The organism is Klebsiella sp. 1SOBk10mer (assembly GCF_046602535.1).
GTDB lineage: Bacteria > Pseudomonadota > Gammaproteobacteria > Enterobacterales > Enterobacteriaceae > Klebsiella > Klebsiella quasipneumoniae.
In genome coordinates this window covers 19,481-31,857 of the sequence record NZ_JBKIUP010000012.1, presented here as the reverse complement: position 1 = coordinate 31,857, position 12,377 = coordinate 19,481, and the positions used below count along the sequence as shown (strand labels likewise).

General features: G+C 58.0%; 11 protein-coding genes. 5 read left to right on the top strand and 6 right to left on the bottom strand.

Translation table 11 applies throughout. The features are described 5' to 3' along the window. Positions 1 to 88: 88 nt before the first annotated feature. The gene (gene priA, locus ACLH1I_RS22500; protein ID WP_032455464.1) at positions 89 to 2,284 is read right to left on the bottom strand and encodes a primosomal protein N'; all 2,196 of its coding nucleotides are present in this window, start codon (positions 2,282 to 2,284) and stop codon (positions 89 to 91) included. Positions 2,285 to 2,536: 252 nt separating this feature from the next. On the opposite strand from priA, the gene rpmE reads away from it, so the two are divergent. Continuing rightward, positions 2,537 to 2,749 (top strand): 50S ribosomal protein L31, encoded by a 213-nt coding sequence (gene rpmE, locus ACLH1I_RS22495; protein WP_002882922.1) that lies wholly within the window; start codon positions 2,537 to 2,539, stop codon positions 2,747 to 2,749. 101 nt (positions 2,750 to 2,850) lie between these two features. Here rpmE and metJ read toward each other — a convergent pair whose 3' ends face one another. Further along, positions 2,851 to 3,168: a met regulon transcriptional regulator MetJ gene (metJ, locus tag ACLH1I_RS22490; RefSeq protein WP_002882924.1), complete on the bottom strand. Its 318-nt coding sequence runs from the start codon at positions 3,166 to 3,168 to the stop codon at positions 2,851 to 2,853. Between the two features lie 267 nt (positions 3,169 to 3,435). Here metJ and metB point away from each other — a divergent pair, with 267 nt between their 5' ends. Together metB and ACLH1I_RS22480 are read left to right on the top strand one after the other, a co-directional pair. Then, positions 3,436 to 4,596, top strand: a complete 1,161-nt coding sequence (gene metB, locus ACLH1I_RS22485; protein WP_032455465.1) for a cystathionine gamma-synthase — start codon at positions 3,436 to 3,438, stop codon at positions 4,594 to 4,596. Between the two features lie 2 nt (positions 4,597 to 4,598). Then, entirely contained in the window at positions 4,599 to 7,031 is a 2,433-nt protein-coding gene (locus ACLH1I_RS22480; RefSeq protein ID WP_023291529.1) for a bifunctional aspartate kinase/homoserine dehydrogenase II, read from the top strand. 38 nt (positions 7,032 to 7,069) lie between these two features. Here ACLH1I_RS22480 and ACLH1I_RS22475 read toward each other — a convergent pair whose 3' ends face one another. Next, on the bottom strand, positions 7,070 to 7,441 hold the full coding sequence (locus ACLH1I_RS22475) for a carboxymuconolactone decarboxylase family protein (RefSeq protein ID WP_017899820.1): 372 nt from the start codon (positions 7,439 to 7,441) through the stop codon (positions 7,070 to 7,072). A gap of 91 nt (positions 7,442 to 7,532) precedes the next feature. On the opposite strand from ACLH1I_RS22475, the gene ACLH1I_RS22470 reads away from it, so the two are divergent. Beyond that, positions 7,533 to 8,441, top strand: coding sequence for a LysR family transcriptional regulator (locus ACLH1I_RS22470; protein ID WP_048326182.1), 909 nt, complete (start codon positions 7,533 to 7,535; stop codon positions 8,439 to 8,441). A gap of 21 nt (positions 8,442 to 8,462) precedes the next feature. Here ACLH1I_RS22470 and ACLH1I_RS22465 read toward each other — a convergent pair whose 3' ends face one another. From ACLH1I_RS22465 to ACLH1I_RS22455, 3 genes are all read right to left on the bottom strand, one after another. After that, the gene (locus ACLH1I_RS22465) at positions 8,463 to 9,479 is read right to left on the bottom strand and encodes a substrate-binding domain-containing protein (protein ID WP_023319431.1); all 1,017 of its coding nucleotides are present in this window, start codon (positions 9,477 to 9,479) and stop codon (positions 8,463 to 8,465) included. A gap of 91 nt (positions 9,480 to 9,570) precedes the next feature. Further along, on the bottom strand, positions 9,571 to 11,070 hold the full coding sequence (locus ACLH1I_RS22460) for a PTS transporter subunit EIIC (protein ID WP_023319432.1): 1,500 nt from the start codon (positions 11,068 to 11,070) through the stop codon (positions 9,571 to 9,573). 108 nt (positions 11,071 to 11,178) lie between these two features. Further along, positions 11,179 to 11,352, bottom strand: a complete 174-nt coding sequence (locus ACLH1I_RS22455) for a hypothetical protein (protein WP_017899816.1) — start codon at positions 11,350 to 11,352, stop codon at positions 11,179 to 11,181. A 74-nt stretch (positions 11,353 to 11,426) separates the two neighbouring features. Here ACLH1I_RS22455 and metF point away from each other — a divergent pair, with 74 nt between their 5' ends. After that, complete coding sequence (gene metF / locus ACLH1I_RS22450) at positions 11,427 to 12,314, top strand: methylenetetrahydrofolate reductase (protein WP_004203682.1); 888 nt, start codon at positions 11,427 to 11,429, stop codon at positions 12,312 to 12,314. Positions 12,315 to 12,377 lie beyond the last annotated feature (63 nt).

The following is a 12,377-nucleotide window of genomic DNA, read 5'->3' as shown; positions in this document are numbered from 1 at the left end:
TATCAGATAGTCGCGGCAGTGAGTTACAGAATTTTCATGAAAAACGTGATGCTTGTTGAATTTTTCGATCCGGCTCGCAAGAGAAGGCTTACCCTTCAATAGGATCGACATCCAGCACCCACTTCACTTTTTTCGCCTCCGGCAGCGTATTGATCAGCGCCAGCGTACCGCTGACGATATGCTGCAGGCGCACCCGCGAAGGATGCTGCAGCAATATCTGCCACCGCCAGCGGCCGCCGCGCTTCGGCGCCAGCGCCGGAACCGGACCGAGCACCCATAGCTTGTCGTCGGCCAGCGGACTGGCCTGCAGCAGATTGCGCAGCTGTTGTAAAAACAGCGGCGCCTGCTGGTTGTTATGGTCTTCCGCACGAATCAGCACATGGCTGGTCCACGGCGGTAGCTGCATTGTCTGCCGCTCTGCCAGCGCCTGTTCGGCGAAAGCGTCGTAGCCTTTATACAGCAGGGTCTGCAGCAGAGGGTGTTCCGGATGGTGGGTTTGCAGGATCACTTCGCCCTGTTTTCCTGCCCGCCCCGCTCGCCCGGAGACCTGGGTATAGAGCTGAGCGAAACGCTCGGCGGAGCGGAAATCCGCGGAAAACAGCGCCCCGTCGACGTCCAGCAGGGAGACGAGGGTGACGTCCGGGAAGTGGTGGCCTTTGGCCAGCATCTGGGTGCCAATTAAAATACGCGCCCCACCGCGATGGACGGCGGCGAGATGCTCTTCCAGCGCCCCTTTGCGGCTGGTGGTATCGCGGTCGATACGCGAGATAGGCACGTCAGGAAACAGCGGCGCCAGGGCCTGCTCCAGCTGTTCGGTGCCGATACCCACCGGCACCAGGTGCGTGGAGCCGCAGGAGGGGCACTGGCGCGGGATAGGGCGCTGACTGTCGCAATGGTGGCAGCGCAGATGGTGCTGCGCCTGGTGCAACGTATAGTAGCTGTCGCAGCGCGGACATTCCGCTATCCAGCCGCAGTCGTGGCACAGCAGCGCTGGCGCAAAGCCGCGGCGGTTAAGAAACAGGATCACCTGGTTATCCGCCTGCAGATGCTGACGCATACGGCCAATCAGCGCGGGAGACAGACCTGCCTGCAGCGGTTGCCCTTTGAGATCGAGCACGTGCTGCTGGGCAGGGCGCGCATTGCCCGCGCGTTTGCTTAAGGTTAACTGGCGGTATTTGCCCTGGCGGACGTTATGCAGGGTCTCCAGCGCCGGCGTCGCCGAGCCGAGAATTATCGGGATCTGTTCGCTGTGGGCGCGCCATACCGCCAGGTCGCGGGCATGGTAGCGCCAGCCCTCCTGCTGCTTGTAGGAGCTGTCATGCTCTTCGTCGATGACGATGACGCCGAGGTCTTTAAACGGGGTAAACAGCGAGGAGCGGGTGCCGATCACAATGGCCGCTTCGCCGTTTTTCGCCTTCAGCCAGGCCGAGAGACGTTCGCTGTCATTGAGCCCGGAGTGCAGGACTTCCACCGGCGCGTTAAAGCGCTGGCGAAAACGGGCGATGGTTTGCGGCGTCAGGCCGATCTCTGGCACCATCACCAGCGCCTGGCGCCCCTGCGCCAGCACATTCTCCAGCACGCTCAAATACACTTCCGTTTTCCCGGAGCCGGTAATACCCGCCAGCAGCCAGGCGGAGAAGCGATCGGCGGCGCTGTGGATCGCGCCGACGGCGGTGGCCTGCTCGGTATTAAGACGCAGGCGTTCGCCAGCCACCGAATACGCGCTGCGCCAGTCGGTGAGGGTGGGCGCTTCGCAGGCCAGCTCCGCCAGCCCTTTGCCGCGCAGCGCCTGCAGCGCCGCTTCATTAAATTCCAGTTCGCCGACCTGATGACGCCAGATTTTGCCCTGGCGCAGCGCCGCCAGCGCCTGCTGCTGCTTCGGCGAGCGTTTCAGACCGTTAAGATCGACGGCCTGCCCCTGCTCGGTGGCGAACCAGTACCACAGCGGCGTAGCGCTGGCGGGTTTACCCTGGCGCAGCAGAATGGGCAACGCATGGAACAGCACATCGCCGATCGGGTGATGGTAGTACTCAGCCGCCCACATCAGCAACCGCCAGACGGTACCGGAGAAGACCGGTTCGTCGTCCAGCGCTTCCGCGACCGGTTTTAGCTCGTCCAGCGGCAGCTCGCTGCGCTCGCTGACCGCCGCGACAATGCCGATCCGCTCCTGTTTGCCGAACGGCACCCGCACCCGACAGCCCGCTTTGACCGCCATGCCGTCAGGCAGCAGATAGTCAAAGGTGCGCGGTAGCGGAACGGGTAGGGCAACGTGGGCGACGGGCATGTCATCTTCCTGACTTGAAATCTGGCGGGATAGTATACACATTACGATAAGGCGGCGCGGATCAGTTTGCATATGCTGGTCAAATTCTGTATGATTCGCCGCCTTTGATGCGCTTTATATCGCATTGAAGATTGACCATTACCGTGTGCTTCACGCTGTCAGCAGCGTAGAGGGCGACGGGAAATTACTAATATCGCGTGGTGTCTGGCGTTAGGGCTGGAAGAGCGACGCGGCCTTAACTGAGGTTCTCCCATGAAAAAAGGTATTCACCCAAATTACGACGAAATTACTGCTACCTGTTCTTGCGGTAATGTCATGAAAATCCGCTCCACTGTAGGTCATGACCTGAACCTCGACGTGTGCGGCAAATGCCACCCGTTCTTCACCGGCAAACAGCGTGATGTTGCTACCGGTGGCCGTGTTGACCGCTTCAACAAGCGCTTCAGCATCCCAGGCAGCAAGTAAGTTGCCAGAAGAAGCCGCCTCAGGGCGGCTTTTTTGTGTCTCTCGCCTGCCTGGGCGAGAAAGAAAAAGGGCGGAAGAGTGCTTCCGCCCTTTTTATTGTCTCAGTATTCCCACGTATCCGGGTCGATACCCAGTTCACGCATAATCGCTTTCGCTGCTTCCGGGATCTCATCGCTGCGCTCTTTACGCAGGTCTTCATCGTTAGGCAACGGTTGTCCGGTAAAGGCATGCAGGAACGCTTCGCACAGCAGCTCGCTGTTGGTCGCGTGACGCAGGTTATTCACCTGACGACGCGTACGTTCATCGGTGAGGATTTTTAACACCTTCAGAGGAATGGAAACCGTAATTTTCTTTACTTGCTCACTCTTCTTACCGTGCTCAGCGTATGGGCTGATATATTCGCCGCTCCATTCAGCCATGAGATACCTTAATCCTCTGTTTATTAGTGAAGGGCCAGAATATTCCGCCCGGGCTATAATTGCGCGTAGTTTACCGTAAGCGCAGGCTTTCTGACATGAGATAAGCCGCCGCCGACGTGCGCTAATGCATATAATTTTAACGGCTATTTGCACTTTGCTCAATCTATACGCAAAGAAGTTTAGATGTCCAGATGTATTGACGTCTATTGTGACAATGATTACTCTGGAGCCTGACTTTTCACCGATTCAGCCCAGGAACTTCCCAACATGACGCGTAAACAGGCCACCATCGCAGTGCGTAGCGGTTTAAATGACGACGAGCAGTACGGTTGCGTTGTCCCGCCGATCCACCTCTCCAGTACCTATAACTTCACCGACTTTAATGAACCTCGCGCTCACGACTACTCCCGCCGCGGCAACCCGACGCGTGATGTGGTGCAGCGTGCCTTAGCGGAGCTGGAGGGCGGCGCTGGCGCGGTGCTGACCAATACCGGTATGTCGGCGATCCTGCTGGTGACGACGGTGTTCCTTAAGCCTGGCGATCTGCTGGTGGCGCCGCACGACTGCTACGGCGGCAGTTACCGTCTGTTCGATAGCCTGGCGAAGCGCGGCTGCTATCGCGTTCAGTTCGTCGATCAAAACGATGAGCAGGCGCTGCGGGCGGCGCTGGCGGAAAAACCGAAGCTGGTGCTGGTCGAAAGCCCAAGTAATCCATTGCTGCGGGTAGTGGATATTGCGAAAATCTGTGGTCTGGCGCGCGAAGCCGGGGCGATCAGCGTGGTCGATAACACCTTCCTGAGTCCGGCGCTGCAAAACCCGCTGGCGCTGGGCGCCGATCTGGTGTTGCACTCCTGTACTAAATACCTTAATGGTCACTCTGATGTGGTGGCCGGGGTGGTGATTGCCAGCGATCCGGCGACTGTCACTGAACTGGCATGGTGGGCGAATAATATTGGCGTCACCGGCAGCGCCTTCGACAGCTATCTGCTGTTGCGCGGGCTGCGGACGCTTTCTCCACGCATGGAAGTGGCGCAGCGTAATGCCCTGGCGATTGTCGAGTATCTGAAAACCCAGCCACTGGTGAAAAAGCTGTATCATCCGTCGCTGCCGGAAAACCAGGGGCATGAAATTGCGGCGCGTCAGCAAAAAGGTTTTGGCGCAATGTTAAGCTTCGAGCTGGACGGTGACGAGCAGACGCTGCGCCGTTTCCTGAGCGGGCTGTCGCTGTTTACACTGGCGGAATCGCTGGGGGGCGTTGAAAGCCTGATTTCCCATGCGGCAACGATGACGCATGCCGGCATGGCGCCTGAAGCGCGTGCCGCCGCCGGAATTTCAGAAACGCTCCTGCGTATTTCGACCGGTATTGAAGATGGTGAAGATTTAATTGCCGACCTGGAAAATGGCTTCCGGGCAGCAAACGAGGAATAAAGATGAGTGTGATTGCGCAGGCAGGGGCGAAGGGTCGTCAGCTGCACAAATTTGGTGGGAGTAGTTTAGCGGATGCGAAATGTTACCTGCGCGTCGCGGGGATCATGAAGGAGTATTCGCAGGCGGGGGACATGATGGTCGTCTCCGCCGCTGGCAGCACCACCAACCAGCTGATCAGCTGGCTTAAGCTTAGCCAGAGCGATCGCCTTGCTGCGCATCAGGTTCAGCAGTCGCTTCGCCGCTATCACACCGAACTGATTGGCGGTCTGGTGGAGCCTGCGGCGGCGGATACGCTGATAGCCGCCTTTATCCACGACCTTGAGCGTCTGGCTGGTCTGCTGGACGGCGGGGTTTCCGAAGCGGTCTATGCGGAAGTGGTCGGCCATGGGGAAGTGTGGTCCGCGCGCCTGATGGCGGCGGTTCTCAACCAGCTGGGAATGGAAGCCGCCTGGCTTGACGCGCGCGCGTTCCTGCGCGCGGAACGTGCCGCGCAGCCGCAGGTGGATGAAGGATTATCCTATCCACTGCTGCAGCAGCTGATGGCGCAGCATCCTAACAAACGTCTGGTGGTGACCGGCTTTATCTCCCGCAACCAGGCCGGTGAAACCGTCCTGCTGGGCCGTAACGGGTCTGACTACTCCGCCACCCAGATCGGTGCGCTGGCGGGCGCTTCCCGCGTCACTATCTGGAGCGACGTCGCCGGGGTGTACAGCGCGGATCCGCGCAAGGTGAAAGACGCCTGTCTGCTGCCGCTGCTGCGTCTGGACGAAGCCAGCGAGTTGGCGCGTCTGGCCGCGCCGGTGCTCCATGCCCGCACGCTACAGCCGGTTTCCGCCAGCGATATCGATCTGCAGTTACGCTGTAGCTATACGCCGGAACAGGGTTCCACGCGCATTGAGCGCGTACTGGCCTCCGGTACTGGCGCCCGGATTGTCACCAGCCATGACGACGTCTGCCTGGTGGAGTTCCAGGTGCCGGCCGGTCACGATTTCAAACTGGCGCATAAAGAGCTGGACGCCCTGCTCAAACGCGCCCAGCTGCGCCCGTTAGCCGTTGGCGTCCATGCCGACCGCAAGCTGCTGCAGTTTTGCTATACCTCCGAGGTGGCCGACAGCGCGCTGAAGCTGCTCGATGAAGCAGGTCTGCCGGGCGAGCTGCGTCTGCGTCAGAAGCTGGCGCTGGTGGCGATGGTGGGCGCTGGCGTCACCCGTAACCCCCTGCATTGCCACCGTTTCTGGCAGCAGCTGAAAGGGCAGCCAGTGGAGTTCACCTGGCAGTCGGAAGAAGGAATCAGCCTGGTGGCCGTGCTGCGCGCCGGGCCGACGGAAAGCCTGATCCAGGGGCTGCACCAGTCCTTGTTTCGTGCCGAAAAGCGTATTGGCCTGATGCTGTTCGGCAAAGGAAACATCGGTTCCCGCTGGCTGGAGCTGTTCGCCCGTGAACAAACCACGCTCTCGGCGCGCACCGGCTTTGAGTTTGTTCTCGCCGGCGTGGTCGACAGTAAACGCAGTCTGCTGAACTATGACGGGCTGGACGCCAGCCGGGCGCTGGCTTTCTTCAACGATGAAGCGGTGGAGCAGGATGAAGAGTCGCTGTTCCTGTGGATGCGCGCGCACCCGTACGATGATTTAGTGGTGCTGGACGTCACCGCCAGCGAACAGCTGGCCGACCAGTATCTTGATTTCGCCAGCCATGGCTTCCACGTGATCAGCGCCAACAAGCTGGCGGGGGCCAGCAGCAGCGATAAGTATCGCCAGATCCACGACGCGTTTGAGAAGACGGGGCGCCACTGGCTGTATAACGCCACCGTGGGCGCCGGCTTGCCGGTGAACCATACGGTGCGCGACCTGATCGACAGCGGCGATACCATCCTCGGCCTGAGCGGTATCTTCTCGGGAACGCTCTCCTGGCTGTTCCTGCAGTTCGATGGCACCGTGCCGTTCACCGACCTGGTGGATCAGGCGTGGCAGCAGGGGCTGACCGAGCCGGATCCGCGTGTCGATCTGTCCGGTAAAGATGTGATGCGCAAGCTGGTGATCCTCGCGCGGGAAGCGGGCTATGACATCGAACCGGATCAGGTGCGCGTGGAATCACTGGTCCCGGCGCACTGTGAAGAGGGTTCGGTTGATCACTTCTTTGAGAATGGCGAAGAGCTGAACGAGCAGATGCTGCAGCGCCTGGAGGCGGCCCGCGAGATGGGGCTGGTGCTCCGCTACGTGGCGCGCTTTGATGCCAACGGCAAAGCTCGCGTCGGCGTGGAAGCGGTACGCGAAGAGCACCCGCTGGCGGCGCTGCTGCCGTGCGATAACGTGTTTGCTATCGAAAGCCGCTGGTATCGTGATAATCCGTTGGTGATCCGCGGGCCCGGCGCCGGGCGTGACGTGACCGCCGGGGCGATCCAGTCGGATATTAACCGTCTGGCGCAGCTGCTGTAATCCCGAGAAAAAGACCAGGCCAGGCCTGGTCTTTTTTGTTAGTGCGCCGCAAAAACCGCTTTAGCGGCAAACAGGCCGTTTAGCGCCGCCGGGAATCCGGCGTAGACCGCCATCTGCATGATCACTTCCGTAATTTCCTCTTGCGTCAGACCAACATTTAATCCCGCGGCAATATGCACTTTCAGCTGCGGCTCGGCGTTACCCAGCGCGGTGAGCGCGGCGATGGTGGCGATTTCCCGGCTGCGCAAATCAAGCCCTGGCCGGGCGTAAATATCGCCGAAGGGGAACTCAATCAGATAGCGGGCGAAGTCGGGGGCGATATCCCGCAGGCTGTCGACGACGGCTTCCCCGCCGCGACCGTCCACACGCTGAAGCATTTCCTGACCGGTGATATAACGTTCGCTGGACATCGTTTTTTCCTCTCTGTGATGATGCGTTGAGAGGAAGGGTAGGGAAGTTTGCCGGACTTGAGTAATACCCTTTTCGTGATACCTTTTCAGTATGACAACTTCGCGATTGCATTCTCTCGATATCCGCCTGCTGCGCGCCTTTGCGGTGGTGGCGGAGGAAAATAACATCAGCCGGGCGGCGCAGCGGTTATTTATCTCGCAGCCGCCGCTGAGTCGCCATATGCGCCATCTGGAAGCGCAGCTGGGGGTGACGCTGTTTCAGCGCCATAGCAAAGGCCTGATCCTTACCGACGCGGGCAGAGAGGTGCTGGCGATGATTCGGCCCATGCTGGCGCTCCAGGAACGCACGCTGGCGGCATTGAGTGAGCTCTCCGTTCACTCGCCGCCGTCTCTGCGTCTGGGCGTGACTACCGCCTTCGAACAAGGCATTTTCGCCGCTGTTGAATCTGCGCTGAGCGAACATACCCGCGCGTTGCATATCACCCGCCACGCTTCACCGGCGCTGGCTCAGCAGGTGCGCAAAGGCAAACTCGATGCGGCGCTGGTTGCGCTGCCGCTCAATACTGAAGGGCTGCACTTGCACCCATTGCCGTATCAGGAGCCGCTCATCGCGGCAGTGCCAGCCTCCTGGCCGGAAGCCGCCACACCAGCGTTAACGCTAAGCGCGCTCAATCACCGGCCGCTGTTCTGGTTTAAACGTGAGCGTAACCCCGATTTCTTTGACTACACGCGACGCATTTTCGACCGGGCTGGCTATACCCCCGCTTATGTGGAAGAGCCTGCCGAACATGATGTGCTGCTGGCGAGAATTGCGCGTGGGGAAGGCATGATCCTCCTGCCGGCGTCCTTTTCCGCAATCCAGCGTCAGGGGGTGGTGTTCTGTCCTGTCGCTGAAGGCGACAGCATGCCGTTAAGCCTTGGGGTGATCTATGCGCCTCACCGGGCAGAATCCGTGCAGCAATGGCTCTCACTGCTGGATGAGCACCTGACGACTGGCTAGCCTCAGGCTGACTCTCGAGCCTCAGGCTGACTCTCGAGCCACCAGCTGTCCGGAAAGGGTAATGCGCTGGGTCGGCAGGGCAGGTTCTTTGATTTTGCGGATAATGAGCGAGGCTACCTGACGTCCTGTCTCTTCGCTGGCGGAAGAGACATAAGTGAAGGATGGCGAGGTCAAATTAACGTGCATCATGTCTTCAAAACCCACCAGCGCCACCTGCTGAGTGAGAAAGACATCTTTTCCCACCGTGCGTCCAACCTGATGAATGCCGCTGAGGCAGCCAATCATTGCATCCGGTGAGTGGCACAGCAGGGCGGTAATGGCATTATTTTTTTCCAGCAACTGGCGGGTAGCGATACTGGCAGCCTGCGTATTGTCGCTGCAGGCAGGAGCAAATTCCTCCCGTACGGTCATGCCGTTTTTCTCCAGCGTACTGTATAAGCCAAGCAGCCGCTGCTGACGAATCAGGTCATTATCCTGTCCGCCAATATAGGCGATGTAGCGATGGCCGCGTTCAATCAAATAGCGGGCGGCGATACTGGCGGCCTGGCGATTATCGCGGACCACCTGGTCATGATGGCCGGAGAGCGGCGTTTGCGAGACGGCGACCAGCGGCAGAGGACATGCTTGTAACGCCGCAGGCAGCGCATTGCTGGTGGTATCGGCATCAAGATATATCACGCCGGCGACGCCCTGCTGTTTAAACGACAGCAGGCAGCGGGCCAGATAGTCATGATCGTCGCGCGGCTGGCCGAGGATCACCATATAGCCTTGCTTCTCCAGCTCCTGGACGATATTCGCCATCACTTTAATGGAAAAACTGTCGTTGAAGTCGCGCAGGATCAGGCCGATCAAATTGGTGGTATTGGCGCGAAGGTTAGCGGCGGCGACGTTATGTACATAGCCAAGTTCCTGGATGGCCGCGTTGACTTTTTCGATGGTGGCGTCGGAGATCTTCCCTTTCTGGCGTAATACCAGCGACACCGTCGAAACGGAGACGCCGGCCAGTTTCGCCACATCTATAATGCTGACTTTCTTCAAAATCGCTCCATGACAACGCGTGTATTACCGTCAGATCGCAGACATAGGCTTACCCACGGTAAGCCTACTTCCACACCATAACACCTTCTTGTTATTTGCCAATCATCCCCGACATGGTTTGCGCGATAAATTGCGCCCTGGCGCCAAAAATAATCTGGATGCCGTTATCGCCGACGAAGACCACCCCGCGTGCGCCGATGCCGTTGAGGCCATCTTTATCAACCGCATCGCGCTCAGCCACTTCCAGGCGCAAGCGGGTGATACAAGCCCCGACGGAATCGATATTTTGTGAACCACCGAGAAGATTGACGATCTCCGTTGCCAGCTCCGCGTCGGTTTTATCATCGGCGGTGACAGTGATATCGGTACGGCCTGGTGTTTTCACATCAAAGCGACGGATAACGAACCGGAAGGTGAAATAATAAATTAGCCCCATCGGCACGCCAACGATAACCGCGTTGAGGAAGTGGGTTTGATAGCCGTTCAGCGACGGCAGAATACCGAAGGAGATATAGTCAATTAGCCCCGCCGAGAAGGATTTAGCGATATGCGCATGCAGCAGATACATTGTCATGTACGAGAGCCCCGCCATGATGGCGTTGAAGACGTACAGGATCGGCGCCACGAAGATAAAGGTAAATTCTACGGGTTCGGTAATGCCGGTCAGGAAGCAGGTCAGCGCGGCAGAGAAGAGAATACCGGCCGCGATTTTTTTATTCTTAGTATGCGCTTCGTGATACATCGCCAGACAGGCAGCTGGAAGCGCGAACAGCATAAGCGGGAATTCCCCCTGCATAAACTTCCCAGCGTTTTGGTAGCTATCGGAGCTAAAAGATTTCACCCCTTCTTCCAGCATTTTAAACCAGATGGTCTGGTCGCCGTGGATCACCTGGCCTGCCTGAGTGGTGTAATCGCCGAAAGAGTACCAGAAGGAGGGATACCATATGTGGTGCAGTCCCAGTGGGATCAGCGCCCGTTCAACGAGGCCGAAAATAAAGGTCGATGCGGCCTGGTTGTCGCCGTTTACCACCATCGACAGTGAGTCAATACCGGCCTGGATATGTTGCCAGACATAAGGCAACAGCAGGCCGAGGATAAATGAGAGAAATGCCGTGGCGATCGCCACGAAACGCTTACCCGAGAAGAAGCCAAGGAACTCAGGCAACTGCATCGCATGGAAGCGGTTATAGCACCACGCCGCGAGAATACCGCAGATGAGACCGCCAAAAACCCCCATCTGCAGCGTCGGGATGCCGACGACCATGGCATATTTTCCGCCCTGAGAGGCCATCTCCGGCGTAATGCCGAGCACAGTGCTAATGGTGATATTAGTGATGAAGACGGAGACGGCTGCCGACAGCGCAGCGATACCCGATTCTGATGCCAGCCCCACGGCTGAACCAATTGCGAACAGCATTGGCAGGTTATCAAAAATGATACCGCCGGCGTTCATCATCAAGGGCATATGGAATTTATCCCCGAAGGCCAACAGTAAGCCGGCGGCCGGGAGGAGCGAAATCGGCAGCATCAAGGCGCGGCCGATCATCGACAGTTTTGATAATGATTTTATGAACCCTGACCACAGACTCATGGTGATATCCCCGAATAGATTTTATAAGCATTATTGCGTAAGTAGAACGTTCTAGTAGAACGTTCTACTTACTCTGAACCAAGCGATAAGCGGCTGCAATAACAATCGCTATGGCCAACATGGGGAGATGCTGGTTTTTTGAACTGCTTCAAATTTCATCGGATCGAATTCTTCCTGCGCGGCATCCATTCTGGCCGGAAGATGAATTTTTTTCATATTGGCCGCCTTTTCCTCACTCTTTACGCAGATTTTTCTATTGACGCCCGCGCGCTTTTCCGTCATTTTTACATCTGGACGTCTAAACGTATAGAAGTTCGCAATACAACAGCCATTACATGCGATTGATGAGGTAAGGTATGAGCTTTTTTCACGCCAATCAGCGGGAAGCCCTGAATCAGAGCCTGGCGGAAGTCCAGGGCCAGATTAATGTGTCCTTTGAATTCTTTCCGCCGCGCACCAGTGAAATGGAGCAAACCCTGTGGAAATCCATCGATCGCCTGAGCAGTCTGAAACCGAAGTTTGTCTCGGTGACCTATGGCGCGAACTCCGGCGAGCGCGATCGCACCCACAGCATCATCAAGGGCATTAAAGAGCGAACCGGTCTGGAAGCGGCGCCGCACCTGACCTGTATCGATGCGACTCGCGATGAGCTGCGCACTATCGCCCAGGATTACTGGAACAACGGCATCCGCCATATCGTCGCGCTGCGCGGCGACCTGCCGCCGGGCAGCGGTAAACCGGAGATGTATGCCGCCGATCTGGTCAGCCTGCTGAAAGAGGTGGGGGATTTCGATATCTCTGTTGCCGCGTATCCGGAAGTGCATCCGGAAGCGAAAAGCGCGCAGGCGGATTTACTCAACCTGAAACGCAAAGTCGAGGCAGGCGCCAACCGCGCGATCACCCAGTTCTTCTTCGATGTGGAAAGCTACCTGCGTTTTCGCGATCGCTGCGTCTCAGCGGGCATCGACGTGGAAATTATTCCGGGTATCCTGCCGGTATCCAACTTTAAACAGGCGAAAAAGTTTGCGGATATGACCAACGTTCGTATCCCGGTGTGGATGTCGAAAATGTTCGAAGGTCTGGATAACGATGCCGAAACCCGTCAGCTGGTGGGGGCTAACATCGCTATGGACATGGTGAAGATTTTAAGTCGGGAAGGGGTAAAAGATTTCCACTTCTACACCCTGAACCGCGCCGAAATGAGCTACGCCATCTGCCATACGCTGGGCGTGCGTCCGGCCTGAGTGCTTGCCGTTTCCGCCGCCAGTGGGCGACACGTCCGGCAGATAAACATAAAAAACACCCGG